Annotated in this window: 26 protein-coding genes; 11 read left to right on the plus strand and 15 right to left on the minus strand. The window is 64.4% G+C overall.

The window, feature by feature from the left end; genetic code table 11:
- Together parE and Q5701_RS07010 are read right to left on the minus strand one after the other, a co-directional pair.
- Positions 1-1,959, minus strand: coding sequence for a DNA topoisomerase IV subunit B (gene parE / locus Q5701_RS07005; RefSeq protein WP_306754552.1), 1,959 nt, complete (start codon positions 1,957-1,959; stop codon positions 1-3).
- 258 nt (positions 1,960-2,217) lie between these two features.
- Positions 2,218-2,877 carry a glutathione S-transferase family protein gene (locus tag Q5701_RS07010; protein WP_306754553.1) on the minus strand — a complete coding sequence of 220 codons (660 nt, stop codon included), beginning with the start codon at positions 2,875-2,877 and terminating at the stop codon, positions 2,218-2,220.
- Between the two features lie 375 nt (positions 2,878-3,252).
- Between Q5701_RS07010 and Q5701_RS07015 the strand changes: the two genes are divergently transcribed.
- From Q5701_RS07015 to ccoS, 4 genes are read left to right on the plus strand one after another with little or no spacing between them, the layout of a single operon-like run.
- A complete protein-coding gene (locus tag Q5701_RS07015) occupies positions 3,253-4,803 on the plus strand; it encodes an RdxA/RdxB/FixG family protein (protein WP_306754554.1) in 1,551 nt (516 codons plus the stop codon).
- Positions 4,800-5,270, plus strand: coding sequence for a FixH family protein (locus tag Q5701_RS07020; protein ID WP_306754555.1), 471 nt, complete (start codon positions 4,800-4,802; stop codon positions 5,268-5,270). The genes Q5701_RS07015 and Q5701_RS07020 overlap by 4 nt, the downstream gene beginning before the upstream one ends.
- Position 5,271: 1 nt before the next feature.
- Entirely contained in the window at positions 5,272-7,464 is a 2,193-nt protein-coding gene (locus Q5701_RS07025; RefSeq protein WP_306754557.1) for a heavy metal translocating P-type ATPase, read from the plus strand.
- A gap of 12 nt (positions 7,465-7,476) precedes the next feature.
- Positions 7,477-7,638, plus strand: a complete 162-nt coding sequence (gene ccoS / locus Q5701_RS07030) for a cbb3-type cytochrome oxidase assembly protein CcoS (protein ID WP_234853138.1) — start codon at positions 7,477-7,479, stop codon at positions 7,636-7,638.
- 68 nt (positions 7,639-7,706) lie between these two features.
- Here the strand turns inward: ccoS and Q5701_RS07035 are convergent, their stop codons facing one another.
- Positions 7,707-9,305: a D-alanyl-D-alanine carboxypeptidase family protein gene (locus tag Q5701_RS07035; protein ID WP_444875300.1), complete on the minus strand. Its 1,599-nt coding sequence runs from the start codon at positions 9,303-9,305 to the stop codon at positions 7,707-7,709.
- 267 nt (positions 9,306-9,572) lie between these two features.
- Here Q5701_RS07035 and clpS point away from each other — a divergent pair, with 267 nt between their 5' ends.
- Genes clpS through Q5701_RS07050 form a run of 3 tightly spaced genes read left to right on the plus strand, consistent with a single transcriptional unit; the run spans position 9,573 to position 11,721 of the window.
- Positions 9,573-9,890, plus strand: a complete 318-nt coding sequence (gene clpS / locus Q5701_RS07040) for an ATP-dependent Clp protease adapter ClpS (protein ID WP_234853137.1) — start codon at positions 9,573-9,575, stop codon at positions 9,888-9,890.
- A gap of 2 nt (positions 9,891-9,892) precedes the next feature.
- Positions 9,893-10,909 (plus strand): class I SAM-dependent methyltransferase, encoded by a 1,017-nt coding sequence (locus Q5701_RS07045; protein WP_306754559.1) that lies wholly within the window; start codon positions 9,893-9,895, stop codon positions 10,907-10,909.
- Positions 10,909-11,721 (plus strand): SDR family NAD(P)-dependent oxidoreductase, encoded by an 813-nt coding sequence (locus Q5701_RS07050; RefSeq protein WP_306754560.1) that lies wholly within the window; start codon positions 10,909-10,911, stop codon positions 11,719-11,721. Before Q5701_RS07045 ends, Q5701_RS07050 begins: the two co-directional genes overlap by 1 nt.
- Here Q5701_RS07050 and Q5701_RS07055 read toward each other — a convergent pair whose 3' ends face one another.
- Positions 11,722-12,141, minus strand: coding sequence for a hypothetical protein (locus Q5701_RS07055; RefSeq protein ID WP_306754561.1), 420 nt, complete (start codon positions 12,139-12,141; stop codon positions 11,722-11,724).
- A gap of 77 nt (positions 12,142-12,218) precedes the next feature.
- On the opposite strand from Q5701_RS07055, the gene hemF reads away from it, so the two are divergent.
- Together hemF and Q5701_RS07065 are read left to right on the plus strand one after the other, a co-directional pair.
- Positions 12,219-13,073, plus strand: coding sequence for an oxygen-dependent coproporphyrinogen oxidase (gene hemF, locus Q5701_RS07060; protein WP_306754562.1), 855 nt, complete (start codon positions 12,219-12,221; stop codon positions 13,071-13,073).
- Between the two features lie 174 nt (positions 13,074-13,247).
- Complete coding sequence (locus Q5701_RS07065; RefSeq protein WP_306754563.1) at positions 13,248-13,376, plus strand: hypothetical protein; 129 nt, start codon at positions 13,248-13,250, stop codon at positions 13,374-13,376.
- Positions 13,377-13,470: 94 nt separating this feature from the next.
- Here Q5701_RS07065 and Q5701_RS07070 read toward each other — a convergent pair whose 3' ends face one another.
- Both Q5701_RS07070 and hemE read right to left on the minus strand, forming a co-directional pair.
- A complete protein-coding gene (locus tag Q5701_RS07070) occupies positions 13,471-14,343 on the minus strand; it encodes an EamA family transporter (RefSeq protein ID WP_306754565.1) in 873 nt (290 codons plus the stop codon).
- Positions 14,340-15,368, minus strand: a complete 1,029-nt coding sequence (gene hemE, locus Q5701_RS07075) for a uroporphyrinogen decarboxylase (RefSeq protein WP_306754566.1) — start codon at positions 15,366-15,368, stop codon at positions 14,340-14,342. The genes Q5701_RS07070 and hemE overlap by 4 nt, the downstream gene beginning before the upstream one ends.
- Before the next feature lie 74 nt (positions 15,369-15,442).
- Here hemE and hemC point away from each other — a divergent pair, with 74 nt between their 5' ends.
- The gene (gene hemC, locus Q5701_RS07080) at positions 15,443-16,384 is read left to right on the plus strand and encodes a hydroxymethylbilane synthase (protein ID WP_306754567.1); all 942 of its coding nucleotides are present in this window, start codon (positions 15,443-15,445) and stop codon (positions 16,382-16,384) included.
- 15 nt (positions 16,385-16,399) lie between these two features.
- On the opposite strand, the gene lexA is transcribed toward hemC, so the two are convergent.
- From lexA to Q5701_RS07105, 5 genes are all read right to left on the minus strand, one after another.
- Entirely contained in the window at positions 16,400-17,119 is a 720-nt protein-coding gene (lexA, locus tag Q5701_RS07085; RefSeq protein ID WP_306755364.1) for a transcriptional repressor LexA, read from the minus strand.
- Positions 17,120-17,220: 101 nt separating this feature from the next.
- The gene (locus Q5701_RS07090) at positions 17,221-18,399 is read right to left on the minus strand and encodes a molybdopterin molybdotransferase MoeA (protein ID WP_306754569.1); all 1,179 of its coding nucleotides are present in this window, start codon (positions 18,397-18,399) and stop codon (positions 17,221-17,223) included.
- Positions 18,396-18,869: a cyclic pyranopterin monophosphate synthase MoaC gene (gene moaC / locus Q5701_RS07095; protein WP_306754570.1), complete on the minus strand. Its 474-nt coding sequence runs from the start codon at positions 18,867-18,869 to the stop codon at positions 18,396-18,398. The genes Q5701_RS07090 and moaC overlap by 4 nt, the downstream gene beginning before the upstream one ends.
- A complete protein-coding gene (gene trpC / locus Q5701_RS07100; protein ID WP_306754571.1) occupies positions 18,866-19,657 on the minus strand; it encodes an indole-3-glycerol phosphate synthase TrpC in 792 nt (263 codons plus the stop codon). Before trpC ends, moaC begins: the two co-directional genes overlap by 4 nt.
- 42 nt (positions 19,658-19,699) lie before the next feature.
- Positions 19,700-20,611, minus strand: coding sequence for a carbohydrate kinase family protein (locus tag Q5701_RS07105; protein WP_306754573.1), 912 nt, complete (start codon positions 20,609-20,611; stop codon positions 19,700-19,702).
- A gap of 41 nt (positions 20,612-20,652) precedes the next feature.
- Between Q5701_RS07105 and Q5701_RS07110 the strand changes: the two genes are divergently transcribed.
- The gene (locus Q5701_RS07110; protein ID WP_306754574.1) at positions 20,653-21,366 is read left to right on the plus strand and encodes a VPLPA-CTERM sorting domain-containing protein; all 714 of its coding nucleotides are present in this window, start codon (positions 20,653-20,655) and stop codon (positions 21,364-21,366) included.
- 59 nt (positions 21,367-21,425) lie between these two features.
- On the opposite strand, the gene Q5701_RS07115 is transcribed toward Q5701_RS07110, so the two are convergent.
- Genes Q5701_RS07115 through Q5701_RS07130 form a run of 4 tightly spaced genes read right to left on the minus strand, consistent with a single transcriptional unit; the run spans position 21,426 to position 26,059 of the window.
- Entirely contained in the window at positions 21,426-22,685 is a 1,260-nt protein-coding gene (locus Q5701_RS07115; RefSeq protein WP_306754576.1) for a TFIIB-type zinc ribbon-containing protein, read from the minus strand.
- 7 nt (positions 22,686-22,692) lie between these two features.
- A complete protein-coding gene (locus tag Q5701_RS07120; RefSeq protein WP_306754577.1) occupies positions 22,693-23,805 on the minus strand; it encodes an SPFH domain-containing protein in 1,113 nt (370 codons plus the stop codon).
- Between the two features lie 56 nt (positions 23,806-23,861).
- Entirely contained in the window at positions 23,862-24,890 is a 1,029-nt protein-coding gene (locus tag Q5701_RS07125; protein WP_306754579.1) for a DUF2927 domain-containing protein, read from the minus strand.
- Positions 24,887-26,059: a toxic anion resistance protein gene (locus Q5701_RS07130; protein WP_306754580.1), complete on the minus strand. Its 1,173-nt coding sequence runs from the start codon at positions 26,057-26,059 to the stop codon at positions 24,887-24,889. Before Q5701_RS07130 ends, Q5701_RS07125 begins: the two co-directional genes overlap by 4 nt.
- Positions 26,060-26,150 lie beyond the last annotated feature (91 nt).

The following is a 26,150-nucleotide window of genomic DNA, read 5'->3' on the forward strand; positions in this document are numbered from 1 at the left end:
TCAGACGTCCAGCTCTTCGGCGAAGCGCGCGTTTTCCTGGATATACTCGAACCGCAATTCGGGCTTCTTGCCCATTAGCCGTTCAACCAGTTCGCCGGTTTCCCCGCCTTCGTCGTCGTCGATGCTGACGCGGATCAGCTTGCGGGTCTTCGGATTCATGGTCGTGTCCTTCAGATCCTTGGCGTCCATCTCGCCCAAGCCCTTGAACCGCTGCACGTCGATCTTGCCGCGCCCGCCCAGGCCCTTGACCAGCATCCGTTCCTTTTCGGCGTCATCCGCGACATAAACCCGATGCGCCCCCTGGGTCAGGCGATACAGCGGCGGGCAGGCCAGATACAGATGCCCCTTGTCGATCATCGGCCGCATTTGCGTAAAGAAGAACGTCATCAGCAGCGAGGCGATATGGGCGCCGTCCACATCGGCGTCCGTCATGATGATGACCTTATCATAGCGCAGGTCATCGACCTTGAACTTGGATCCCATTCCCACGCCAAGCGCTTGACAAAGATTGCTGATTTCCTGATTGGCCCCCATCTTGGTGGATGCCGCGCCCAGCACGTTCAGGATCTTGCCGCGCAAGGGCAGCAGCGCCTGGTTGGTGCGGTCTCGCGCCATCTTGGCCGATCCGCCCGCACTGTCGCCCTCGACGATGAACAGTTCGGTGCCGTCCCGGCTGGTGGCGCTGCAATCGACCAGTTTGCCGGGCAGGCGCAGCTTTTTCGTGGCCGTCTTGCGCGCGGTTTCCTTTTCCTGCTTGCGGCGCAGGCGTTCGTCGGCACGCAGGACCAGAAAATCCAGGATCGCGCCCGCGGATTTCGTATCCCCCGCCAGCCAGGTGTCGAAATGGTCCCGCACGGCGTTCTCGACCAGGCGCGCGGCCTCGGTCGTGGCAAGGCGGTCCTTGGTCTGGCCCACGAATTCCGGTTCGCGGATAAAGCAGCTGACAAGCGCGCAGCCGCCGGTCAGCAAATCCTCTCGGGTGATGTTGGCGGCTTTCTTGTTGCTGATCCGCTCGCCATAGGCGCGCACGCCCTTCAGGATCGCCGCCCAGAAGCCGGCCTCGTGCGTGCCGCCTTCGGGCGTGGGCACGGTGTTGCAATAGGACTGAATGAAGCCGTCGCGCGAGGGCGTCCAGTTGATCGCCCAGTCCACCTTGCCGGGCGCGCCCTGGCGGCGGAAATCGACACTGCCCGCGAAGGGGCGGTCGGCATAGGTGCTGGCGCCGGTCAGCGTCTCGGCAAGGTAATCGGCCAGGCCGCCGGGAAAATGGAACGTCGCCTCTCGCGGAGTTTCGCCGTCGTCGATTTCCGATTTCCAGCGGATTTCCACGCCACTGAACAGATAGGCCTTGGATTTCACCATCTTCAGCAGCCGCGCGGGCTTGAAGCGGTGGTGGCCGAAGATGTCCTCGTCGGCGTGGAAGGTCACCGTTGTGCCGCGCCGGTTGGGGGCGGCCCCGATCCTGGCAACCGGCCCCTGCGGCACGCCGCGCGAAAAACGCTGTTCGAACAGTTCCTTGTTGCGCGCGACCTGCACCACCATAAGGTCCGATAGCGCATTCACGACCGAGGCGCCGACCCCGTGCAAGCCCCCCGAGGTCTGGTAGGCATCGCCCGAGAACTTGCCGCCGGCGTGCAGGGTGCAAAGGATCACCTCGAGCGCGGATTTGCCCGGAAACTTGGGATGCGGGTCAATCGGGATGCCGCGTCCGTTGTCACGCACGACGACACTGTGATCGGCCAGCAGCTCGACCTCGATCCGGGTGGCATGGCCTGCCACCGCCTCGTCCATCGAGTTGTCGAGAATCTCTGCCACAAGGTGATGCAGCGCGCGTTCGTCCGTCCCGCCGATATACATGCCGGGCCGTTTGCGCACAGGCTCCAACCCTTCCAGAACCTCGATCGAGGCGGCGGAATAGCTGTCGATCGCATCGACTGCGGAAAGAAGATCGTCGGCCATGGGGTTCTGCTCTTGTTCTCGGTTGGGGGACTATCTCATGCAAGCGGGACCAAGGCCAGTCCCGCTGCACCCGGCCCAGCGTGCCGAGTGTTGGTCAGGCCCTGAACCAGGGCTGCGATCTTATGACCGAAGTCTTGGACATTGGAGTCGCGGCAGGCGTGCATCCCAAAAATACCATGCGGGTCGCTCAATACGGTGGTCATGCAGTTGCGGCTCGTCAGCAAGCCCGTGGTAATCTTCTGGTTCTACGAGGGCGCTTTACTCCGGTTCGGCCAGCCGGGCTTCCCACATCTTTCGAAATGCCGGACGGGACTGGCACCGTTCCAGCCAAGCCATCACCGCGGGAAACTGTCCCATCAGCTCGCCATATCCCTGTGCATAGCGCAGCACCTCGGCAAGGTTCAGATCAGCCACGGTAAAGCGGTTTCCGACCAGATGTTCATGGGTGGCCAGATGACCTTCGATCACCTTCAAGGGCCGGATCAGGCGTTCGGCTGCATTGGCGACAAGGGCTTGATCGTCGCCCGATTGCAGGCGCGACGGGGCGTGAAGGAACAGGATCGTCAGCGCCTCGGGTTCGACGGCAGTGGCGGCGTAAAAGCTCCACTGCATCATCTGCGCGTCTTCCTCCAGGTCGGCGGGGCCAAGGTGGCCGCCGTACTTGCGTGCCAGATACAGGGTGGCGGCAAGGGATTCGCTCAGGGTCAGGCCGCCATCCTCGATCACCGGGATGGTTCCTGCAGGCGACAGCGCCAGGAAGGCCGGGGAATGCGTGTTCAGGGGCGCATCGGGCGCATCGGGATGGCCCAGGCGATAGGCCTGAATGACCGGGATCTGGCGAAACTCCAATCCGATCTCGTGGCACAGCCAGATGATGCGCGAGGCGCGCGAACGGGTGACGCCATGGATGGTCAGCATGAAAGGCTCCTTCATCGGCCTGCAGGTTACGTCAGCATGGCAGCGCCGGAAAGCACGATGATTCGGCTGCGCAAGACGCAGACCAATGGCGGCCGTGACAGGCACGATTGCCCCAAGCCGTGCAATTATGGGTGATCCCGTCCAAAGGCAGAACTCGGCGGGCAGGGCGGCATCTGCCTGTGGACTGGCTGCGTGGTTGCGATGATCATATTCTGGCGGCCAAGGCCGACGATCGCTTTGCCCAGATTCGTGGCCCTGCCGCACCCTGGACGCGCTAGGCAAGCGCCGCTGCACCGGATTGCGTTTGATGCAGGTCAAAGAATCCCCTGCCTGTCCGGTCTAGACCGGATGGGCGAAACAGGAGCGATTCTTCATATGTCCACCCCCGAGTTGGACCCCCCGAGCCTTTACGCCAAGCGGGAACCGATTTTCCCCAAGCGCGTGCAAGGGCGGTTCAGGAACCTCAAGTGGATCGTCATGGCGGTGGCCCTGACGATCTATTACGTCATGCCCTGGCTGCGTTGGGAACGTGGCCCGGCCATGCCCGACCAGGCCGTTCTGGTAGACCTGGCAAACCGCCGGTTCTTCTTTTTCTGGATCGAGATTTGGCCGCACGAATTCTATTTCGTGGCCGGGCTTCTGGTCATGGCGGGACTGGGGCTGTTCCTGTTCACGTCGGCCCTGGGTCGCGTGTGGTGCGGCTATGCCTGTCCGCAGACCGTCTGGACCGACCTGTTCACCCTGGTCGAACGCTGGATCGAGGGTGATCGGAACAACCAGATCCGCCTGCACCGCCAGAAATGGGACGCCCACAAGATCCGGCTGCGGGCCGCGAAATGGTCGATCTGGCTGGTGATCGCGCTGTTGACCGGCGGGGCTTGGGTTTTCTATTTCACCGACGCCCCCACCTTGCTGGGCAACCTGCTGACTGGGCAGGCCCATCCTGTCGCCTATATCACGATGGCCATCCTGACCGGGACCACCTTTCTGTTCGGCGGCTTTGCGCGCGAGCAGATCTGCATCTATGCCTGCCCCTGGCCGCGCATCCAGGCCGCGATGATGGACGAAGACACGCTGACCGTCGCCTATCGCGAATGGCGGGGCGAGCCGCGCGGCAAGGGCAATGTCCGAAACCGCCCCGCCGCCGCCGCCTTCCAGGCCGAGGCCGAGAGCCATGCCGCCGGTCCCACGGCAGGGGGACAATATCCGCCCATTCCCTATCCAGGCGTGCGCACGGGCGTGGGCGGGCCGATCCCGCTGAACTCTGCAGGCGACTGCATCGACTGCATGGCCTGCGTGAACGTCTGCCCCATGGGCATCGACATCCGCGACGGTCAACAGATGGAATGCATCACCTGCGCCCTGTGCATCGACGCATGCGACGAGATCATGGACAAGATCGGCAAGCCGCGCGGACTTATCGACTATATGGCGCTGAGGGACGAGACTGCCGAACGCGCGGGCGCTGCGCCAAAGTCAGTCTGGAGGCATATCTTCCGTCCCCGCACGATCCTTTACTTCACCCTATGGGCCGGGATCGGGGTTGCGCTGATTGTGGCGCTGTTCATGCGTTCTCCCTTTGATCTGAACGTCTCTCCGGTGCGCAATCCGATGTTCGTGACCATGTCCGACGGTGCTGTCCGCAATACCTATGAGGTGCGGTTGCGCAACAAGCAGCAAGACGCCCGCAGCTTTGCCTTTGCGGTCGAAGGGGCCGAGGATCTGGCGGTAACGGTGGAAGGGTCAACCACGGGGACAGTTGACGTGCCTGCGGACGAAACCCTTAGCCGCAGGCTGTACGTGACCGCGCCTGCGGGGTCCGATCTTGCCACAAGCGCCACGACATCGCTGGACCTGGTCGTGCGGGACGAACTTGACGGCACCACCGCCACGGTCGGCACGATCTTTCACGGAAAGGGCGAATGATGGCAAAGGAACTGACGGGGCGCCATGTCCTGATCATCACTCTGGCGGCCTTCGGGGTCATCATCTCCGTAAACCTGGTCATGGCTTTCCTGGCCGTTGGCAGCTTTCCGGGGCTTGAGGTCAAGAACAGCTATGTCGCGTCCCAGGAATTCGACCGAGACCGGCTGGCGCAGGAAAACCTGGGTTGGACGGCCAAGGCAAATTATGACGGCACCGAAATCGTCATCGAGATCGTGGACAGCCAAGGCGCCCATCCCATCCTGCGCGATTTTACCGCCACCATCGGGCGCCCGACCCACAAGCGCTCCGACGTGACGCCGCAATTCGATCCTGCGGGCGGCGGTATCTATCGCGCGTCCCTGGTGCTGGAACCGGGCGTCTGGAACATCCATGTCCAGGCGACGGCGCCGGACGGAACATCGTTCCGGCAGCGGCTGGACCAATACGCCGGGGCAAGGGTCAAATAAGATGGCAGACCTGACCGCATCAGGCTTCAGCGCCTGTCCCGCCTGCGACGCGGCACCCTTGGCGCAACGCCTGGCCGACCGGGCCGAGGCCGCGCGGGGCACAGTGATCCTGTCCCTGCCCACAGCCCATTGTGCGACCTGCATCACCGATGTGGAAACCGCACTGACGGCCCATCCCGGCGTGCAGAATGCCCGCGTCAATCTGACCCTGCGCCGCGTCACCGTCGATGCGCCGGGGCTGACTGCGGATGATCTGATCCCAGTGCTGGCGGGCGTCGGATTCGAGGCACACGAGCTTGATCCCGACGCGCTTTCCGCCACCACGGCCGACCGGCAGGGACGCGACCTGCTGATGCGCATCGGCGTGTCGGGTTTCGCGATGATGAACATCATGATCCTGTCAGTGGCCGTCTGGTCTGGCGCCGAATCCGCCACGCGCGACCTGTTCCACTGGATCAGCGGTGCCATCGCCCTGCCGACGGTATTCTTTGCGGGCCAGCCTTTCTTTCGCAGTGCCTGGGCGGCGATCCGGGTGGGGCGGCTGGGCATGGACGTGCCGATCTCGCTGGCGCTGATCCTGGCCAGTGCCATCTCGGTCTATGAGACGATGGAATCGGGGCATCACGCCTATTTCGACGCTGCGGCGATGCTGTGCTTTTTCCTGCTGATCGGGCGCTATCTGGACCACCGCACCCGCGCCATCGCCCGGTCTGCCGCAGCCGAGCTGACCGCGCTGGAGGTTCCGCGTGCGACCCTGCTGGTCGAGGGGACGGAACAGACTGTTCCCGTCGCAAACCTGCGCCCCGGCGACCTGATCCGCATCCGGCCCGGCGCGCGCGTTCCCGCGGATGGAGAGATCGTCGAGGGACAGTCTGAAATCGACCGTGCCTTGCTGACCGGCGAAACCCTGCCCGTGCTGGCTGCGCCCGGCCAGATGCTGTCGGCAGGCGAGGTGAACCTGACCGGGCCGCTGGTGCTGCGCGTGACGGCTGCGGGCCGCGATTCGTCCCTGTCCCGCCTGACCGCCCTTGTCGAGGCGGCCGAGGCTGCGCGCGGACGCTATACCTCTCTGGCCGAACGGGCCTCTCGGGCTTATTCGCCAAGCGTTCACCTGATGGCGCTGTGCAGCTTTGCGGGGTGGGTCTGGACCACGGGCGACCTGCGCCTTGCCGTCAACATTGCGGCGGCGGTGCTGATCGTGACCTGTCCATGCGCGCTTGGCCTGGCGGTTCCGGCGGTCGCCACCGCCGCATCGGGGCGGCTGTTCCGGCGCGGGCTGCTGATCAAGGACGGCACCGCCCTGGAGCGCATGGCCGAGGTCGATACCGTCGTCTTCGACAAGACCGGCACCCTGACCCTGGGCCGTCCGTCGCTGGTCAGCGCCGATCCGCTGCCTGCCGAAATGCGCCCCGTTGCCCATGCCCTGGCCCAAGGTTCCTCTCATCCGCTGTCTGTTGCCCTGGCTGCGGCCCTGGCCGATCATCCGGTTGCAGATCTTTCCGACGTGGCCGAACATCCAGGCTTTGGCGTCTCGGCCCGCTGGGGTGGCCGCATCGTCCGGCTGGGCCGCGCCGACTGGCTGGGTGTCGCGGATGACGACGAAGACAGGCCCACAAGCGCGACATGGCTGGCGGTCGAAGGGCAAGCCCCCGTCCGTCTGGATTTCACCGACGAATGGCGCCCCGGCGCTGCGGAATGCGTGGCGATGCTGCGCAAGGCAGGGCTGCGGGTTCTGCTGATATCGGGGGACCGCCGGGCGGCCGTGGCGGATCTGGCTGGGCGCCTGGGCATCCATGATTTCCACGCCGCCGTCGATCCCCAGGGAAAAGAGGCGATGGTGGCGGGCCTGGCTGCCAAGGGCGCGCGCGTCCTGATGGTGGGCGACGGGTTGAACGACACGGCGGCATTGGCCCGCGCCCATGCCTCGGTCTCGCCCGCCAGCGCATTGGACGCGGCGCGGGTGGCCAGTGACATGGTGCTGACCGGCAACGATCTGGTGGCCGTGGCCGAGGCGGTCGCGACCGCCCGTCTGGCGACGCGGCGTATTCGCCAGAACTTTGCAATCTCCATCGCCTATAATATCGTGGCGGTTCCGCTGGCGGTGGCTGGCATGGTCACCCCGCTGATTGCGGCGCTTGCGATGTCGCTCAGTTCGATCACGGTGACCCTGAACGCGCTGCGGCTGCGGGATTGAAAGGAAGCACGCATGGAGATCCTGTCCATTCTGATCCCTGTTTCGCTTGGTCTGGGGGCGGCAGGTCTTGTGGCCTTTATCTGGGCCTTGCGGTCGCATCAGTTCGAGGATCCGAAAGGGGATGCCCAACGCATCCTCAGCGACAAATGGGACGACCGCCCCAAGCCAGATTGACCCGGCCGGACAATGAAGAAGAGGGCAAAGATCACTCTGCCCCCTTCGTCATGGAACGGTGACGGCTTTCAGCGGCCGACGACCTGGCATTCCTGCGACCGGCTGACGAAGCGTTCGCACACCAGTTCGGCATTGCCCTTTGTCATGTTGGCAAAGCTGGGCTGGAAGCCGCGCTTGGTATCGGCAACGTGTCGCGCGGCGCCGCCCAGGATTGCACCGTCTTGCAAGGCGCTGCGCAACAGCAGCTTTTCCGCCTCGGCCCGGGACGAAAACATACCCAGCGTCACGCCCCAGCCGCGTCCGCCATTGGCGGGGCGGGACACGATCTCCAACGCCTCGGGGTCGGCTATGTCGCCTTCGCCCATGGCCGCCAGGATCACCGTTTCGGAACGCGGCTTCGGCGCGGGCGAGGCCAGCAGCGACATCGAGGTTCCGCCGTTCTGCGGAACGGCCTCGGCCACGGCGCGGGCGATGGCCTCGGGTTCGGCCCCTGGATTGGGGGTCGCGACAACCGCCGTGCTGGCTGTGCGGGACCGTGGTGACGGGGCAGGGCGGGCCGATGCGGCCAGAACCGGGGCGGCCAGGCTGGCGGATTGCGCCTGTGGCGCAGCTTCGGCGACCTGGGCTTCCGCCACAGGTGCCGTCGCGCGGCGGCTGACCGGGCGCGCACTGGCCGCCAAGGTCAGGCCGCCCACCGGGGCCGCTTCGCGTGCGACCTGCGGGGCCTGGGCCACGGCGGCTGTCGAGGCCAAGGCGGGACGGCTGACCCGCACGGGCGGCGCAGACGCCGACAGCACCAGCCGCTGCGGTTCCGGTGCCGTCGCTGCGGCCGAGGGCTCGACCTGCGCGCGCCGCACGACACGTTGTGCCAGCAGGCGCGGTGCTTCGGGGCGGACCTCGCGGACGCGATTCGGAACCCGGCTGAAGCCAGCATCCAGCAGTTGTGCCATGACCTGGTTGCGATGCGTGGTCGAGGTGCCGCCCAGAACCGTGGCGATCACCCGCTTGTTGCCGCGCTGCGCAGACGCCGTCAGGTTGAAGCCCGCCGCACGGGTATAGCCGGTCTTGATGCCGTCCGCGCCTTCATAGGCATCCAGAAACCGCTTGTTGGTCGAGGCCACCTGCGCAATTCCCGCATCTGCCGACCGGCGCGAGAAAATGTTGTAATATTGCGGAAAATCATAGAACAACCGCCGCCCCAGGATGGTCATGTCATGGGCCGACGAATAATGCCCTTCCTGAGTCAGGCCATGGGCGTTGCGGAAATTGCTGTTCCGCATTCCCAAGGCGCGGGCCATCTGCGTCATCTGCTGAGCAAAGGCCTCCTCCGACCCGGCCAAGCCTTCGCCGATGGTCGTGGCGGCGTCGTTCGCGGACTTGATCGCGGCGGCACGGATCAGATAGCGCAATTCGATTCGCTGCCCAGCCTTCAACCCCAGCTTGGATGGCGGTTCGGACGCCGCATTGGTGGATACGGGGAATTGGGAATCCAGCCGGACCTGCCCGCGTTCGATTGCGGTAAAGGCCATGTACAGCGTCATCATCTTGGTCAGAGACGCGGGATGGAGCCGCGTATCCTCGTTTTGCTTGTAGATGGGCTGGCCTGTGCGCGCGTCGATCACATAGGCGGCAAAAGGTGCCGCCGAAAGCGTCGCTGGAACGAGCATGGCCAGCACGAGAAAGGCCCACAGCCGGGCTGTCTGGGAAATACGGATCACTGTCGCTGTCTCTCTGCCTCGGGACGGCATGTCGTTTGTCGCATGCCCTTGCTTAATATCTGGATAATAGCACGGCATTCACAGCCATGTAACCGCCCATTTGGTGTATTTTCTTGTCCCATCTCAACTTTGGGCGGGCTTTCATCGTCGGTGAAATAGACTATATTGGCTTGGGCAGCAGGATCGCAGGACCAGACGGACAGCATGGCGCACTGGATGACAGACGGCGACGGACCCGACGACCACATCGAACTGGCCGTCAAGCCACGCACGCGCACGCAGCGCCCGCCGATGTACAAGGTGCTGATGCTGAACGACGACTTCACGCCGATGGAATTCGTGGTCCATGTGCTGGAACGGCTGTTCAACATGACCCATGCCCAGGCGATCGACATCATGCTGACCGTCCATCGCAAGGGCGTGGCTGTTGTGGGCGTCTTTTCGCACGAGGTTGCCGAAACAAAGGTCGCGCAGGTCATGGAACTGGCGCGGCGCCAGCAGCACCCGCTGCAATGCACAATGGAAAAAGAATAACAGTGACAACGACACGTCTGGCCCTGGCCATTTCGGATGGCTGTCCCGAAGGGGATTTTCTTGTGATCGGCGCGCGGGGGGGCGATGATCTGTCACCGCTGGACCCGGCGCATACCCGCATCCGGCAAGGACATTTCCCCGATCACAACGCCTTGGCCGCCCGCGGCTTTCTTGTTGCGCCTGCGGTCGAGGGCCGGTTTGACGGCGCCCTGGTCATCCTGCCCCGCGCCAAGGCCGAGGCTCGGGCTCGCATCGCCGATGCCGCGTCCCGCCTGGTGCCCGGCGCCGCGCTGTGGATCGACGGGCAAAAGACCGATGGGATCGATTCGATGCTGCGGGAACTGCGGCTGCTTGCCCCGGTGGACGAGGTTCACAGCAAGGCGCATGGCAAGATCTTTCGAGTGACCGTGCCGGCGGGCGACTGGCTGCCCGAAGACTGGACCGCGCGCGCGCGCGAGGTCGTGCCGGGCTTCGTGACGCGGCCCGGCGTGTTTTCCGCCGACGGGATCGATCCCGGATCGGCCATGCTGGCGGCTACGCTGCCCGACCGGATGCCGACCCGCGTGGTCGATCTGGGTGCCGGATGGGGATGGCTGTCCGCACAGGCCCTGGCCCGTCCGGGGATTGAGGCCATTCATCTGGTCGAGGCAGATCACGCCGCCCTGGAATCTGCGCGCGAGAACATCTCGGATCCGCGTGCGCAGTTCCACTGGGCGGATGCACGCGACTTTACCCTGCGCGAACCTGTGAACGGGGTGATCATGAACCCGCCCTTTCATGATGGTCGCCTGGCCGACCCCCGGATCGGGGCGGATTTCATCGCCGCTGCCGCGCGCCTGCTGACCGGGGCAGGGCGGCTGTGGATGGTTGCCAACCGGCACCTGCCCTATGAAACCGCCCTGGCGCAGCATTTCGCCCAGGTCACCGAACTGCGCGGCGACAACCGCTTCAAGGTGATCGAGGCAACGGGCGCGGGTCGCAATGCCAGCCGCAACCCGGTGCGCAAGGCGCGGCGCTGATGGGCCTGTCCATCCAGGGCAAGACCGCCATCGTGACGGGGGCAGGGCGCGGTATCGGCCTGGCCATTGCGCGGCACTTCGTTGAACGCGGCGCCCATGTCATGTTCGCCGACTGGGACGAAGCCGCACTGGCCACGGCGATGTCCGATTACGCCGACGGCGATCCCCATGTCCGCTGCTTTTCGGGCCGGATGTCGGAAAAGTTGGCGACAGCGAACCTGTTGTCTGCGACGCTGGATGCCTTTGACCGGGTTGACATCCTGGTCAACGCGCATCGGCTGGTCAAAGCGTCCGACCCGCTGGATACCGACCTGGACGTGCTGGAACAACTGTTGCGCCAGAACGTGATGGCCGGGCTGCGGATGACTCAGATCGTGGCCAAGCGCATGATCAAGCAGGCCGAGACCGAGGCCGATCCCGACGCCGGCGCGGCAGGGGCGATCGTCAACATCTCGACCCTGGCCGCGCTGCATCCGGTGCCGACCATGCTGGGATATTCCATCGCCTATGCGGCACAGGAACAGGCGACGCGGGGGATGGCCCTGGCGCTTGCACCCCACAAGATCCGCGTGAATGGCGTCCGTTTCGGAAGCGTGATGTCCCACGAATTGCAGGAATCGCTGCGCGAAAAGCCCGACCTGCGCAACCGGATCGTCGCGGCGACGCCCATGGGACGCATCGCCCCTGCCGATGAACTGGCTGACACGGTGCTGTATCTGGCAAGCGATGCGTCGCGGTTCGTGACCGGACAGATCGTGACTGTTGACGGCGGGCGCAGTCTGGCCGATCGGGTGGCGGTGCAGACGGTCTGATCAGCCCTGATCTTCGGGGAATGCCGCGCGGCAGGCCTGCACCACTGCTGCCGCCCGGTCGCCCAGTTGCGTTTGACGCGCCGCCAGGTTGTCGCGCTTGCGCTGTTCCGCGGCCGGGTCGATGGGCACGCGATAGCGCTCGGTGTCCACATAATCGCGCCAGCAGGGTTCATAGCCGTAGATGGCCCGGCCGTCCCGTTCATAGTGATAGCTGCGGCACTGGGTCAGATAGTCGCGCACGACCTGCCGTTCCTCCCATGCATAGCCACGCGCCAGGTTTCCCTCGACCTCGGCCAACAGGCTGCTGACAGTGCGGTATTCGCTGGTGTTGTTGCTGATGCAGCGTTCCTGCGGCGTTCCGCAGGCGGCCACCATGAATGGCAGGGCAAGGGTCGCGGCAAGGGCGGTGTTGCGGGTCATGGCGGGTCTCTTTACAGCAGGTTATCGGATGGTAACCCTGCGCCCTCTGGGTGGCAAATCAAGTTTGGAGAAGGCTGATGGATCAGGAACGCCGCACCGCCGCCGCTTGGTTTCGCACCCTTCGCGACCGCATCGTCGCAGCGTTCGAGGGGTTGGAGGATCGCGGTCCCGGCAGCGTAGCTCCCGGCCGTTTCGAGGTGATGCCCACGGCCCGCGCCGACGACGGCGGCGGCGGTCTGATGTCGGTCATGCGAAGCGGCCGTGTCTTCGAAAAGGTCGGCGTCAACTGGTCCGAGGTTCACGGCACCCTTGCCCCCCGCGCCCAGGCCGCCATGGCATCGCGCGGCGTGCCGGGGATCGACAGCGATCCGCGTTTCTGGGCATCGGGCATCAGCCTGGTCGCACATATGCAAAATCCCCACGCCCCTGCGGTCCACATGAACACGCGGATGTTCTGGACGCCGGGTGCCTGGTGGTTCGGCGGCGGGGCGGACCTGAACCCCTGCATCGAATATGCCGAAGACACGGCGCATTTCCACAGCACCCTTCGCACCGCCTGCGATGCTCATGGCGCCGATTATTACGACCGCTTCAAGGCCTGGGCGGATGAATACTTTTTCATCCCCCATCGCGGCCGGGCGCGGGGCGTCGGCGGCATTTTCTTCGACGATCTGAATACTGGCGCCTGGCAGGCCGATTTTGCCTTTACCCGCGCCGTGGGCGAGGCGTTCCTGCCCGCCTTCCTGCCTTTGGCTGAATCGCGGATGGGCCACCCTTTCACTGGTGACGACCGCGACACCCAGCTTGTCCATCGGGGGCTTTATGCGGAATACAACCTTGTTTACGACCGGGGCACGAAATTCGGGCTGGAAACCGGCCATAATGCCGATGCGGTGCTGATGAGCCTGCCACCCTTGGCGAAATGGACCTGACGCAAAGCCTGTTAGGCGGGGTCGATCCGGGGCAGTGTGGGGCTTTCTCCTTGCGTCGATCCTGAGAGAGATCACACCCGGACCAACATGGCCTCTCCGGCGATCCTTGCGCTTGGCGACGGGCGGCGCGCGGGTTACGCCGCCAACCCCAAAGCTTTTGCTTTGTAAATCGCGGTGCTGCCTAGGTTTCTGTCACCCGATCACCTCCTTGTGCTGCAGGCGGTCGGGTTGTCGCTGGTTCATGTGGCGATTTCGATCGTGATCCATGCCGGGATCATTACGGTTGCAGGTGCAGCCGCCTAATGCTGCCGGATTCGCGCGGCATGTTCGTGATGCGCCGGTTTCTGTCGTTGATGCTGGTCGCGGTCTGGATTGCGCTCAGGAAGCGAGCATATGCTTACGCAACCGCCAGCAGCCAGCCAACCCCCGCCAGGATCAGCGCCATGCCGGCCAGTTGCAGCGGGCGAACGGTTTGGCGAAACAGCCGCCCCGACAAGGCTTGCGCCATCACCACCTCGACAAGGGCCAAGGTGCGGACATTGGCGGCGGGCGTCAGCGCGAAACCGATGAACCAGAACAGCGAGGCAAAGCCGCTCAGGAACCCAGCCGCCAACGACACGCGCCATTCGGCCAAAATCCCCTTCAGCGCGCGCCGGTCGCGCAGGACCAGCCAGGCCATCATCAATACCGCCTGGATCCCCAGGGTGATTGCCAAGACCGTTATCGCGCGGATCACATAGCCCCCGTCGGGCAGGCCCAGCAAGGCGCCGCGAAAGCCGATGGCCGACAGCCCGAACAACGCGCCTGACAAGACGCCCGTTGCAACTGCGCCCCAGGGCGCACGGCCCCATGCCGCACCCGATGCCAGAACGACGCCAAGGGTTGCGACAGCGATGGCACCCATCCGGGTCGGGCCCAGCGGTTCGGCCAGAACCACCGCGCCGATCAGCGCCAGCGTCACGGGCTCGGTCTTCATCAGCGCAGTGGCGACGCCGAAACCCTGGCCCCGCATCGTGACCAGCATCAGGGCCGTCGCCGCGATCTGCGCCAGGGCGCCAAGCGCCGCCCATCCCAGCACCAGTCCATCAGGCAGAGGAATGGGCACCCATGCCGCCGCGATCGCCAGCGCGAATGCCGCAAAGGGAAAGCCGAAGACAAAGCGCACGGCGGTTGCGCCCATCGTGCCGACCTGTCGCGTCAGACCCGCCTGGGCGGCGTTTCGTGCCGTCTGCGCCGTGGCCGCGATCAGCGTGGCCGCGACCCAGATCATGCGCTGCGGACAGCCTCGATCATCGCGGCGACATTGTCGGGGTTCGCGTCCGGCGTGATGCCATGGCCCAGATTGAAGATATGCGGCCCCCCCCGCAGCGTGCGGGTGATGCGCTGTGCTTCGGCCACAAGGGCAGGACCACCCGTGACCATATGCCGCGGGTCGAGGTTACCCTGAACGCAGCCGTCCGGCTGAATATGCCGCGCTGCCCATTCCGCATCGACCGAATTGTCCAGGGCAACGCAATCGGCCCCGGTCGCGCGGGCGAAGCCGATGTAACGCTCGCCCGCTTCCCTCGGGAAGGCGATGATGGGGGTGCCAGGATGGCGTTCCTTCAACGCGGCGATGATCCGCTGCACAGGCGCGACGGCAAAGTCGTCGAAATCCGCACCCTTCAGGCTTCCTGCCCAGCTGTCGAACAGCTTGACGACTTCGGCCCCCGCCTCGATCTGGGCGGACAGGTACAGGATCGTGGCGTCCGTGATGCGGTCGATCAGCGCCGTAAAGGTGGCGCGGTCCATGTCTTTCAGCGCATGGGCCGGACCTTGGTCGGGCGTGCCGCGCCCGGCGATCATATAGGTGGCAACCGTCCAGGGCGCACCTGCAAAGCCGATCAGTGCAGTGTCCCTTGGCAATTCCTGTGCCAGGATACGCAGAGTTTCGTAAACCGGAGCCAGCCGATCATGGATCTGGTCAGCCGGTTTCAGACGCGCCAGATCGCCTGCCGAGGTGATCGTGGACAGGCGCGGACCTTCGCCCGTGACGAACCACACGTCGGCGCCAAGCGCCTGCGGGATCAACAGGATATCCGCAAATAGGATCGCAGCGTCAAAGCCGAAACGGCGAATGGGCTGCAACGTCACCTCGGCTGCCAGATCGGGGTTGTAGCACAGCGACAGAAAATCCCCGGCCTGCGCCCGCGTGGCGCGATATTCCGGCAAATAGCGGCCAGCCTGGCGCATCATCCAGATCGGCGGGGTGGGCAGGCTTTCACCCGCCAGGGCGCGCAGAAGAAGTTTGGTCATGTGGCCTCCTGAAGCCCGTTCAAGGCGAGGCAGGGGGCGTTGTCAAGCAGCCCGCCTGACGCTATGCCGGAACCATGATGCAAATGCCCGATCCCACACGCCCCATGAAAATCGGAACGCGCGGTTCCATGCTGGCCCTTGCCCAGGCGCACGAGACGCGCGACCGTCTGGCAGCTGCCCATGGGCTGGCACCTGATGCCTTCGACATTGTCGTCATCAAGACCACCGGCGACCGGATCATCGACCGGCCCTTGAAGGACATCGGTGGCAAGGGGCTGTTCACCAAGGAAATCGAGGATGCCCTGATCGCGGGCCAGATCGACATCGCCGTGCATTCGATGAAGGATATGCCGACCCTCCAGCCCAAGGGCTTGGTGATCGACTGCCTGCTGCCCCGCGAAGACGTGCGCGACGCCTTTGTCAGCCCGCATACCGACTCCATAGCCGGGCTTGCGGCCGGTGCAGTTGTCGGAACCTCCAGCCTGCGGCGGCGCGCGCAACTGGCCCATCGTCGCCCGGATTTGCATCTGGTCGAATTTCGCGGCAATGTGCAGACCCGGTTGAGGAAACTGGACGACGGCATTGCGGTGGCGACCTTCCTGGCAATGGCGGGGCTTTCGAGGCTGGATATGCTGCACGTGGCGCGCGGACCCATCGACCCGGCCGAAATGTTGCCCGCCGTGGCCCAAGGCGCAATCGGGGTGGAACGGCGTGCCGATGATGAAGTGGCGGCAATGCTGTTGGCCGCAATCCATCACGGACCAACCGGCCATCGTATCGCTGCAGAACGCGCGTTTCTGGCCCGGTTGGACGGATCCTGCCAAACGCCAATCGCAGGATTGGCCGAAATCCGCGACGATACCCTGCTGTTACGCGGAGAGATCCTGCGTCCCGACGGGTCCGCTGCGATCAGCGGGCACCGCGAGGGCAGTCTGCAAGACGGTCCGGCCATGGGCGCCGACCTTGCACAGGAACTGCTGGACCGGGCCGGCGCGGGGTTCTTCGACCACCTTTGATCCCCGCAGCCTGGTTCAATAGCTGCGGATCAGACCGACAAGGCGTCCCTGGATGCGAACCCGATCCTCGGGCAGGATGCGGGGTTCATAGGCCGCATTCGCAGCCTCCAATGCGATCATTCCGCCGCGACGGCGATAGCGTTTCAGGGTCGCCTCGCTGCCATCGACCAAGGCCACGATGATATCGCCATTATCCGCCGTATCCTGTTCCCGGATCACCACAACGTCGCCGTCGTTGATCCCCGCCTCGATCATCGAATCGCCTTGCACCTCGAGCGCGTAATGGTGTTCGCGCCCCGACAGCATGGTGCCCGGGACCGCGATGTGGTGGGAAACTTCGGATATCGCCTCGATCGGGACACCAGCCGCAATCCGGCCCATCAGAGGCAATTCGACGGCTGGGCTGTCCATGATCGAGATTGCACCCCGCGGCCGAGGCGGCCGGGTATTGGCAATGACCCGAGGGGTAAATCCCGCTTGCTTCGCTTGGACAGGCTCGGCCGCTTGGTTGCCAAGCAACGCATCTGGCAGGCGCACGATTTCCAAGGCCCGCGCCCGGTGCGGCAGGCGGCGGATGAATCCCCGTTCTTCCAGTGCCGTGACAAGTCGGTGAATGCCGGATTTCGACCGCAGATCCAAGGCTTCCTTCATTTCATCAAAGGACGGCGGCACACCGTCGCGCGCCATGCGCTTTTGAATGAAATCCAGCAATTGGATTTGCTTCTTGGTCAGCATTGCGTCCATCCCCGGCATCGTATTGTTCCTTTTATGTTCTATCGCACAAGCTGAATTGCGTCAACGAACAGAACATAAGGAATTGAAAATTTAGTTAATCCTTAGACAGACAAGGGGAGGTAATCGACGATATCATCTGCAGACCGCGCCGGATCACCAGCGGGACGGACCAGCAGCGCATCGGCTTGGGCCATCAGCGACAACCGGGCCGAATCCTGGCTGGGGAAAGGCTGGATCAGCGGAAGGCTGGGGCCTTCTGTCAACGCGGCACGCAGGTAGTGCTGACGGTTTCCTTCGGCTGGAAGCTGATGGGCAAGCTGCGCTTTCCGAAGGTGCAGCCGAGGGGGCAGGCCTTGCATCGCCCGTATCAGAGGCTGCATGAACAAAATTCCACAAACCATTGCGGAAACTGGATTTCCAGGCAGTCCAAGCATAGGCATGGTGTCAAGGTTTCCCGCCATCAGCGGCTTGCCGGGCCGCATCGCGACCTTGTAGAAGGCGCGCTGCAGGCCCAGATCCGATGCAACCTTGCCGATCAGGTCGTGGTCCCCAACGGACGCGCCGCCAATCGTGACCAGCAGATCGGCGCCTTGGGCCGCAGCAAAGCTGGTGCGCAGGCTTTCTTCGGTATCCCGTGCGACTGGCAGAATTTCCGGCATTGCACCTGCCTGGCGGGCCAGGGCTGCAATGGCCAAGTCGTTGGAACTGATGATCTGGCCCGGCCCCGGTGTGACCCCCGGCGGCACCAACTCATCTCCACCCGCCAAGATTGCCACGCGGGGGCGGCGAGAGACTGTGACCACTGGCACGTTCATCGCGGCCAGCAACGCAATATCTGCGGCCGAAAGCTTGCGACCGGGCGTCACCCTGTCGCCTGTGCAAAAATCGTCGCCTGCAGGGCGGATATTGCTCCCACCCGACTTGTCCACGACCGTGATGCAATGCCCGTCGCGGATCACGTTTTCCTGCATGATCACACGGTCATATCCCGCAGGAACCGGCGCGCCCGTGAAAATGCGCACTGCCGTGCCGGGGGCTGCCTGACCCGAATAGGGATGTCCCGCAGCAGCTTCTCCGACCACATGAAGGTTCTGGTCGATGTCGGCGTTGCGGATCGCATACCCGTCCATGGCGGATGCGTCGAAAGGCGGCTGCGTCATGCGCGACAAGGCCGGTTCCAACAGTGCGCGGCCCCAAGCTTGGTCAAGCGGCAGATGCTCGGCCACCGGGGCCGGGGCAAGCGCCAGAACCTGTGCCAGCGCCTGTTCGACCGAAATCACAGATTGGCCTCGTAAAAACCGGACTTTCCACCGCTTTTTCGCATCAGCCTAATGCCTTCGATCGTCATGGATTTCTCGGCCGCCTTGAGCATATCATAGACCGTCAGGCAGGCGACGGATACGGCGGTCAACGCCTCCATCTCGACTCCGGTTTGGCCGGTGGTGCGGACGGTGGCCGTAATGCGAAGTCCTGGCAGGGCCACGTCTGGCGTCAGATCGAGCGACACCTTGGTGATAGGCAAAGGGTGGCATAGCGGGATCAGGTCGGCAGTCCGCTTGGCAGCCATGATCCCGGCAAGACGGGCCACGCCCATCACGTCGCCCTTGGCTGCGCCGCCTTGCGCCAGGGCCAGCGTTTCCGCCGACATCGTGATGCAGCCTTCGGCCACGGCCTCGCGCGTCGTGATGGCCTTGTCCGACACATCGACCATATGGGCCTGACCGGCCGCGTCGAAATGGGTCAGGCTCATGCGGCGATATCCAGAATGTGGCGCGTTGCGGCGGTCACGTCAGTTTGGCGCATCAGGCTTTCTCCGATCAGGAAACGGCGCGCGCCCACCTGCATCATTGCACCAAGATCGGAGGGGGTGAACAGGCCGCTTTCGCAGACGATGTCACGATCTGCGGGGATAGCGGGGGCCAGTTCGCGCGTTACATCCAAAGACAGATCGAAAGTCTTGAGATTGCGATTATTTATACCGATCAGCGAGGATTTCAGGCGCAAGGCGCGGTCCAGTTCGGCCCGGTCGTGAACCTCGATCAGCGCGTCCATGCCCCAGTGGAAGGCCGCGTCCTCCAACTCGGCCGCGAGGGGATCGTCGACCGAGGCCATGATGATCAGGATGCAGTCCGCGCCCCAGACCCGCGCCTCGGCCACCTGGTAGGGATCGTAAAGAAAGTCCTTGCGCAAGGCGGGCAGGGAGCAGGCGTTTCGGGCAGCGGTCAGGTATTCGGGGGCGCCCTGAAAGCTGGGTGCGTCTGTCAGGACCGACAGGCAAGCCGCGCCGCCCGCCTCATAGGCACGGGCCAGGGCCGGGGGATCGAAGTCGGGACGGATCAGTCCCTTGGAGGGACTGGCCTTCTTGATTTCCGCAATCAGCGCAGCGCCGGTTGCGGCTTTTGCCGACAAGGCGCGCGCAAAACCACGGGGAGCGGAGGCCGCGCGGGCGGCAGCCTCGACATCGGCCAGCGGACGCGCAGCCTTGGCGGCTGCAATTTCGTCCAGCTTATAGGCCTTGATCTTGTCCAGAATATCCATGGGCACGGTTCTAACGCCGCCTGCGCGTTTCGGAAAGGGCGTTCAGGCAGGCATCTCATGTGCCCATGGGGGATTGGCGCCAGGCCGGGACACGGTGATCGCGGCGGCTTGCGCGCCCAAGGACAGCGCGGCGGCGATCTGATCCGCGGTGATCGCAGCCAATCCGGCTTTGGTCAGCACGCCTTGGCGGCGCAGGCTGGCGAGGACGCCCGCGTTGAACGTATCGCCCGCACCGATCGTGTCGGCAACGGCAGTGCGGATCGCCGGAACCGCGACAGGATCGCCTGCCCAATGCGCCCGCGCCCCCGCCGCGCCGCCCGTTTGCAGGACCAGCCGTGGACCTTGGGCCAGCACCTGACGCGCGGCGTCGTCGGGTGTCATGCCCGGATAAAGCCAGTCCAGATCGTCGCCGGACATCTTGACGATATCCGCCCCGGCGATCAGCCGCGACAGTCGCGAGCGATAGGCGTCGGCGTCAGCGATGAAGAAGGGGCGGATATTCGGATCCAGCATGACCGGCAGACGGCGGCCATCTCGTGCGATCAACGATTCGATCGCCGCGCCGCAGGGATCCGGAACCAGACTGATGCCCCCCGCGAACAGGGCATCAACGGTGTCCGGCAGGGCGGGAATATCCTGCGCCGTCAGCATTCGGCCCGCCGATCCTTCGTCGTAAAACGAATAACGCGCCTCGCCCCCTGCCAGCGTTACGAGGGCAAGCGTTGTCAGGCGGTCGGTGCGGGGACACAGGTCGGTATTCACCCCAGCGTCTGTGAGGGGACGCAGCAGGACCTCGCCAAAAGGATCCCGGCTGATGGGCCACAGATAGGCCACGGATTCCCCCAGACGGCCAAGGGCAATAGCGGTGTTGTAAACCGAACCGCCCGCGAGAGGGCGGAAGCCGCCGTCCTGCGGCACCATGTCGATCAGGGATTCACCTGCGCATAAGATCATTTTAAGCCTCGTATTGCGATATCGGCTGGCAGGTTGCGCGGATGATACGCGGTTCCGGCGTGCATGAACGCGATGGTTTCATCCAGGATTTCGGTTTCGTCCTGCGGTTGCTGTTGAACCTGCTTTTTTGGACAGGTCGCGGAAATTTACTTAGGGCCAAAGCTGCGATGCAGGCAAGGTTCATCCCAGTCTGTATCGTGGAGAGTGAGATGTTGAACTATGCAGGTGCCGCCGTTATCGCCCTTGCCGCCCTGGCGGCGCCAGAGGCCAGGGCCGCGACGCTGGACGGCATGACCCTGTCGGCCGTCTATCTTTATCCCAATGCCGGAACGGTCTATCCGGAAGCGACTGAAACGGGTTCGTTCACGGTCGGAGCAGGCGTCGATGCCAGCATCAGCGTCGAGGGCGTCACCGATATCCTGCTAGACTTTGCCGAGAACGCCCTCACGGTCACGTTCAACACGACGTTGACCAATCCGACTTGGGAAAGCACGCCATTCAACGGACTCCAGATCTCGCTGCTGTCGGGCACCGCATTCACCGGCTTCTCGCATACGGGTGGTTCGATCGCGCCGTTCGGAACCAGTTTTGACGCTAGCAATCTGTTCATCACCTGGCCCGGCGTGAGCTATGTTGACGGCAGCACGATGAGCTTTGACGTGGCCGTGGCGCCTGTGCCGCTGCCTGCGACCATGCCGTTTCTTGCTGCGGGACTGGCCGGTTTTGCCCTGCTGCGCCGCCGCCGCGCCGCCTGAGGCCAGGGTCGCACAGAATGGCCCGGCAGCGTCGGGCCGTTCATCGCCATGCGCGGTTTTCAGAAGCCCTGGATGACCGGCCCGGCATCCTGAAGCGCAGCGCCCATGTCGATATAGCCCCCTGCCTCTGCCAGATAGAAAAAAGCCGCCACCGCGATCAAGGCTGCAATCAGTGCGGCGGCAATCTTCCACGCTGACCAGGGCCGTTCGCCCATAACGCGGCCGGACTGGCCGTTGACCACAAAGCGATAGCTCTTGCCATTGTAACGATAAGCTGCCGACCAGACCGGTAGCAGGATATGCTTGAATGTCTCGTCCGCATGGTCTGTCTGGATGTGATCGACGCGCTGTTCGTCGCCGCCGATGTCGCGGCGGGCGTCGTTCAGGATCACCCCTGCCATTTCAGACCGCGCCGTCTTGTGCCCGTCCGCCAAGGGGATCGTATAGGCTTCGGATTCCAGGCCAGCCAGATAATCCGGGCGATATGGGCGCAGGTGGGACAGATCCCAGGGCGTCAGCCCATCCACGAACTTGCGCGGCAGTGATGCCGAGGCAAGCACCAGAACATCGTTGAAATCACGCGCCACACGGCCAGACGCGGGGCGCCATCTTGTGCGCCTGACTTGCCGCGCCACCTGCTGATTGCGGCCATTGACCTGCTGGGTGACCCATACGGTTTCGTAATAATAATCGCCCCGCTGTCCGGCATAAGTCGACCGGGTGCGCGCGTCGAAGGTCCAATAAGGAGAATAGACTCCGCGCATCCTTCGCCCTCGGCGGGCATAGGCGGTCAGGCCCGATGGCGCGAACCACAGGTTGCCCAGCCAATCCTGCATCGCCCGGTGCGCCTGATCTTCGGTCAGGCGAAAGGGCAGGACGCCTTGCGGCTTGATCTTGCGGCTGGTCCCGGTGTCGGTGACAACCGGCGTGGCACAAAAGGGGCAGGCACTGGCATGGGTGGTATCCCCCAACTCGATCTGGGCGCCGCAATTGGGACAGGACAGCAGACGGACGGTCTCGGCCAGCTCGGATCCAGCATCCAGCCGCAGGCCTTGGTCCAGAGGGATTTCGACCAGATCGGGCGATTTGTGGCCCGCGTCCCACTGCAAGGCCCTGCCGGTTTCCGGATCGGCGAGGATCGCGTCCTCGCCCTCGGGCCCGCCCTGGGTCTGGCGCGCAGGCGCGCGGGCGGGACCAGAGCCGATGGCCTGGCGGTGCCCACACCAGTCGCAGACCAGCACCTGCTGGCCCGGCTGAAAGCGCAGGCTGGCCCCGCATTGCTCGCAGGGGTATCGGTGTTCGGCCTGTGGCGTGGGCATAAGGCGGTCAGCCCGGCAGGGGCGGCGGCATGGTGGGGAACAACGCCGCCAATTCCGGGATCTCGCCTGCCTTGCGCCAGCCGTCCTGGCCGGGTGCCCAGACCAGCGTTTCGTGCATGAACCGCCCCTCGGTTGCCAAGCGCTCCAGCCCGGCGCGGTCGAATGGTCCTTCCGATTTGCCGTTCAGGGCAACGTGCCAGACCGGCTGGGCCTGTCCGGGCAATGGCGGCGGCGTGGCGCCGCCCTGCGGAATGCTGCCCCATGGCCCTTGCGCGGGCCGGTTTGCCATTCCCACGCCAAGAACCGCGCCCATGGCGGCCCCCATGCCCGCCCCTGCGGAACCAGGGTTCTGGCTGGCATTCACCATCGCCTCGGACGCTGCATATTGACCAAAGCGGTCCATGTCGCCCAGGATTCCCATCGAGGTGCGCTTGTCCAGCATCTTCTCGACTTCTTGGGGCAGGCTGATGTTCTCGATATAGAATTCTGGAATTGACAGGCCATAGGCTGCGATTGTCGGTTCGATCGCCTGGGCGATCAGCCGGCCTAGGTCACCGGTATTGGCCGCCATGTCCAGCACCGGAATCCCTGACCCGGCGATGGCGCGGGAAAATTCCTGGGTGATGACATTGCGGATCTGGAACGTGATCTCGTCACTGGTGAATTCGCCATCTGTGCCGACGATTTCCGTCATGAAGCGGGCGGGATCGGTGACGCGCAGGGAATAGGTGCCAAAGGCGCGCAGGCGCACGGGACCGAATTCCGCATCGCGCGTCATGACCGGATTCTTGGTGCCCCATTTCAGGTCGTTGAAGCGGGTGGTGCTGATGAAATAGATCTCGGACTTGAAGGGGCTGCGAAAACCGTGGTCCCAGTGCTGCAACCGGGTCAGGATCGGCAGGTTGTTGGTTTCCAGCATATAAAGGCCGGGCCCGAAGGTATCGGCCAGTTGCCCCTCATGGGTGAAAACGGCGGCCTGGCCTTCGCGAACGGTCAGCTTGGCGCCGTATTTGATCGCGTTGCCGACGGTCGGATAGCGCCAGACCATCGTGTCGCGCGTATCGTCCGTCCATTCGATGACCTCGATGAACTCGCCGCCGAGAATGTCGAAGATCGCCATCTTTTCCTCCGCCGGATGTCATGTCTTTATGCGGCCAAGCGCGGTGACGGCGCAAGTCAGATGCTTTGCGCCACCAGTTCCGTCGCGATCTGGCGGACAATGGGTTCGGCCTCGGCCGCGGACATCCCGGGGCGCAGCCGGGGATCGTAAAGGATCCGCAGCAGCAATTCGTCATGCCGGGTCAGCAGGGCGAATTCCTCATCGTCGTTGAAGACCGAGGGGCGGGCGGCGGGGCTGTCATTGGCAAGACCCATGCCCTGGGCCAGTTCCTCGTGGATGCAAGAGGTCTGCAACAGCGGGGGCAGTTCGGCGCGGATCAGCGCGACGGCATTCGAATAAACCGGCGAGGCACCGCGCGAATAGGCAAAGACGGTACAGAAATTGTCCGGGTCCAGGGCCTGCATGACGGCAATGTCCTGCGGCGGTATCCCTGGCACCAGCTGCGCCAGCCGCGAACCGATGGCACGGCGTTCGTCGTCGGACAGCACCAGAACGATGAAATTGCCGCCGCTGTCGGTCAGCGACACGCCATTCCCGGTCGCCTGCGCCAAGCGCGCGGCAAACTGGCTGACCTCGACCCGATAAGCGCGGCGGGTGGCCACATCCACGACCGCCCCGAATTCCAGCTGCACCCGCACCGGTTCCTGCCAGCGGCGCAGGGGGGCAGGCGCGCCACCGCCATTCGCCTGCATTCCGCCCGCGCCATATTCGTCGCGCAGGGCGATGGCGATAAAGTTGCGGGTCAAGGTGTCCGCGTCGATGGGCGCATCCAGCGGAACCCGGTCACGGCGCAAGCGTCCCCCATCGCGCAGCGCGCGTTCGGCGCGGGCATAGAAATCCCGCTGCGCGTTGCTGGCAAGGCTGGCCTTGGTCAGCGCCTGTGACGCAGCAATATTGGCGGCACGGTTGCGTTCGGCGCGGGCCTTGCGCAACTCCTCCTGCGACGGGCCGGTGTTTTCGGGACGCGGCTGCGGGCGAGGCGCGGGAATCGGTTGCGGCGCGGGGTCGGGTGCCTGGCAGGCGGCCAAGGCCAGCAGCCCCAGCAGGGGCAGGCTGCGCCGGAAACCGGTTGTCTTCTGCATCATGTCCGGGCCGGCGCCCCCTGCCGCTGCGCTGTTGCGCGAGCCAGGGTGTCGCGCAGATCGGCCTCCATCTTGGTCAGGTCGCTTTCGGCGGCGGCGCGGCGGGCACGGCCCTCGTCGGCAATGCGCAGGCTGTCCTCGATGGTGGCGATCAGCTGGGCGTTGGCCGCCTTGACCGAATTGATGTCGAACACGCCGCGTTCGGTCTGGGTGCGGATCTGGACGTTCGCCTGGCGCAGGTTGTCGGCATTGCGGGTCAGCAGGTCATTGGTCAGGTCGCTGGCTTCCTTGACGGCGCGCGCCGCCTCGGCGCTGCGTTGGATGGTCACCGCCTGGGCAAGCTGGGTTTCCCACAGCGGCACCGTGTTCACCAGGGTCGAGTTGATCTTGGTGACCAAGGACTTGTCGTTTTCCTGAACCAGCCGGATCGAGGGCAACGACTGCATCGTCACCTGCCGCGTCAGCTTCAGGTCGTGAACGCGGCGTTCCAGATCGTCGCGGACGGCCCGCAGGTCGCGCAGGGCCTGGGCCTGCATGACCTGGTCATCCTCGGGGACGGCCTTTACGCGCGCTTCCATTTCGGGAATCGCCGTGCTGTCCAGTTCCTGCAACTTCTCCTCGCCCGCAACGATATACAGGGCGAGTTCGTCATAGAAGTTCAGCGTATGGTCATACAGCAGGTCCAGCGCCTTGATGTCCTTCAGCAAGGTTTGCTCGTGCCGTTCCAACTCCACGGTGATGCGGTCGATCTGGGTCTGGACCTGTTCGTAATTCGCCACGAACTTGGCAAAGGGCGCCGATCGGCCCAGCAGCTTCTCCCACCAGCTCCGCGTCCGGCGCATATCCAGTTCGCTGGTGGAAAATCCCCGGATCGTGGTCACGATGCCGCGCAAGCTTTCGCCTGCCGGACCGACGTCCTTGCTTTTCACGTCGGCCAGCATCTTCTGGCTGATTTCCTGCAATCCCGCCTGCGCACGTGTGCCAAACCGGACAATGGATCCTGAATCGGTCAGGTCGATCTCGTCCATGCGACGGCGGATCTCGGCGGCAAGCTGGGGATCGGCCGTACGGACCGACACCGGTTCATCCTTGGGCTGGGGCAAGGGTGCCGAAATCACCGTTTCGATTTCGGTGCGGATGTCTTCGGCGCGGCGGCGGGTCTCGTCGGTCATGGCGCTTCCTTCCCTGGGCCTGTAAAGGCGGGTATGTCGCAGTGCAGCATAGGCGGAATGCGGCGCAGTTCAACCGAACCTCGGCTGAAAA

The organism is Paracoccus actinidiae (genome assembly GCF_030863885.1).
GTDB classification, from domain to species: domain Bacteria; phylum Pseudomonadota; class Alphaproteobacteria; order Rhodobacterales; family Rhodobacteraceae; genus Paracoccus; species Paracoccus everestensis.

Bases quoted from the DNA above. Each gene is read 5' to 3' on its own strand.
- parE (WP_306754552.1), bottom strand. From the start codon at position 1,959: ATGGCCGACGATCTTCTTTCCGCAGTCGATGCGATCGACAGCTATTCC.
- Q5701_RS07010 (WP_306754553.1), bottom strand. From the start codon at position 2,877: ATGCTGACCATCCATGGCGTCACCCGTTCGCGCGCCTCGCGCATCATC.
- Q5701_RS07015 (WP_306754554.1), top strand. From the start codon at position 3,253: ATGTCCACCCCCGAGTTGGACCCCCCGAGCCTTTACGCCAAGCGGGAA.
- Q5701_RS07020 (WP_306754555.1), top strand. From the start codon at position 4,800: ATGATGGCAAAGGAACTGACGGGGCGCCATGTCCTGATCATCACTCTG.
- Q5701_RS07025 (WP_306754557.1), top strand. From the start codon at position 5,272: ATGGCAGACCTGACCGCATCAGGCTTCAGCGCCTGTCCCGCCTGCGAC.
- ccoS (WP_234853138.1), top strand. From the start codon at position 7,477: ATGGAGATCCTGTCCATTCTGATCCCTGTTTCGCTTGGTCTGGGGGCG.
- Q5701_RS07035 (WP_444875300.1), bottom strand. From the start codon at position 9,305: ATGCTCGTTCCAGCGACGCTTTCGGCGGCACCTTTTGCCGCCTATGTG.
- clpS (WP_234853137.1), top strand. From the start codon at position 9,573: ATGACAGACGGCGACGGACCCGACGACCACATCGAACTGGCCGTCAAG.
- Q5701_RS07050 (WP_306754560.1), top strand. From the start codon at position 10,909: ATGGGCCTGTCCATCCAGGGCAAGACCGCCATCGTGACGGGGGCAGGG.
- Q5701_RS07055 (WP_306754561.1), bottom strand. From the start codon at position 12,141: ATGACCCGCAACACCGCCCTTGCCGCGACCCTTGCCCTGCCATTCATG.
- hemF (WP_306754562.1), top strand. From the start codon at position 12,219: ATGGATCAGGAACGCCGCACCGCCGCCGCTTGGTTTCGCACCCTTCGC.
- Q5701_RS07070 (WP_306754565.1), bottom strand. From the start codon at position 14,343: ATGATCTGGGTCGCGGCCACGCTGATCGCGGCCACGGCGCAGACGGCA.
- hemE (WP_306754566.1), bottom strand. From the start codon at position 15,368: ATGACCAAACTTCTTCTGCGCGCCCTGGCGGGTGAAAGCCTGCCCACC.
- hemC (WP_306754567.1), top strand. From the start codon at position 15,443: ATGATGCAAATGCCCGATCCCACACGCCCCATGAAAATCGGAACGCGC.
- lexA (WP_306755364.1), bottom strand. From the start codon at position 17,119: ATGCTGACCAAGAAGCAAATCCAATTGCTGGATTTCATTCAAAAGCGC.
- moaC (WP_306754570.1), bottom strand. From the start codon at position 18,869: ATGAGCCTGACCCATTTCGACGCGGCCGGTCAGGCCCATATGGTCGAT.
- trpC (WP_306754571.1), bottom strand. From the start codon at position 19,657: ATGGATATTCTGGACAAGATCAAGGCCTATAAGCTGGACGAAATTGCA.
- Q5701_RS07105 (WP_306754573.1), bottom strand. From the start codon at position 20,611: ATGATCTTATGCGCAGGTGAATCCCTGATCGACATGGTGCCGCAGGAC.
- Q5701_RS07110 (WP_306754574.1), top strand. From the start codon at position 20,653: ATGATACGCGGTTCCGGCGTGCATGAACGCGATGGTTTCATCCAGGAT.
- Q5701_RS07115 (WP_306754576.1), bottom strand. From the start codon at position 22,685: ATGCCCACGCCACAGGCCGAACACCGATACCCCTGCGAGCAATGCGGG.
- Q5701_RS07120 (WP_306754577.1), bottom strand. From the start codon at position 23,805: ATGGCGATCTTCGACATTCTCGGCGGCGAGTTCATCGAGGTCATCGAA.
- Q5701_RS07125 (WP_306754579.1), bottom strand. From the start codon at position 24,890: ATGATGCAGAAGACAACCGGTTTCCGGCGCAGCCTGCCCCTGCTGGGG.
- Q5701_RS07130 (WP_306754580.1), bottom strand. From the start codon at position 26,059: ATGACCGACGAGACCCGCCGCCGCGCCGAAGACATCCGCACCGAAATC.